1 protein-coding gene and 1 pseudogene are annotated in these 825 nt (G+C 60.0%); both read left to right on the top strand.

Going from position 1 to position 825, the window contains the following annotated elements; genetic code table 11:
• The coding region (locus tag EN906_RS35785) for a DUF4893 domain-containing protein (protein ID WP_127375853.1) at positions 1–504 on the top strand (504 nt) is incomplete at its 5' end.
• Between the two features lie 93 nt (positions 505–597).
• Positions 598–825, top strand: a pseudogene (locus tag EN906_RS35780) (formyl transferase); the annotation flags it as partial.

Here is an 825-nt window from a genome sequence, read left to right as displayed (position 1 = left end):
GTACAGAAACTCATCACCCCGGCCGACAAGAAGCGGCTCGACAATTATGGCGAGACGCGCAAGGCGGCGCTTGCCGAGGCGAAAGCTGGAGATGCGGCCGAGGTCAAGCAACTCGACGCCTTGCTGGCAAAACCGCTGGTGGCCTTTTCCGACAAGGACCTGACCGGCAGTTGGCGGTGCCGCACCATCAAGGCCGGCGGGTCTTTGCCGCTCGTCATCTATGGCTGGTTCAAGTGCAAGGTCACCGACGACGGTTCCGGCTGGCGGCTGGAAAAGATCAGCGGCTCGCAGCGCACCAAGGGCCGTTTCTTCGACGATGGCGAGAAACGCGCGATCTATCTCGGTTCCTTCTATGTCAACGATGATCCGGCAAAGCCCTATGGCAGCGGCCCGCAAACCGACCAGGTCGGCTATGCCTTCCGCAACAGCGCCAAGGAATGGCGCATCGAATTTCCGGCGCCCTATTACGAATCGAATCTCGATATCATCGAATTCAAGCGCTGACTGTGTATCGAAGGCTGATCACCAAGGATTAACCCGGACGCCCTAGCATCCCGACCATTATCAAGAACGGGTTGCTTGGAGGGGGCAAGATCCATGGCAGCATCAGAATCCAGTACGCGGATCGTGGTCGTCACCGGAGGCGGCCAGCATGTCTGGGCTATCGTCAACGCGATCACCGACCGCGTCGGCCCTGTCAGCGTCATCCTCGAAACGCCTGAATCCAAAAAGCAATTGCTTCGCGGCCGGGCTCGCCGCCAGGGCTGGATCTCCGCCATCGGCCAACTTGGCACGATGGTGCTCAGCAGACTGGGCAACCGGCTT

Origin of the sequence: Mesorhizobium sp. M7A.F.Ca.CA.004.06.1.1 (assembly GCF_003999135.1) — a bacterium.
GTDB lineage: Bacteria > Pseudomonadota > Alphaproteobacteria > Rhizobiales > Rhizobiaceae > Mesorhizobium.
The sequence above is the reverse complement of the archived record's forward strand: the minus strand, read 5'-3'. Positions and strand labels throughout refer to the sequence as shown.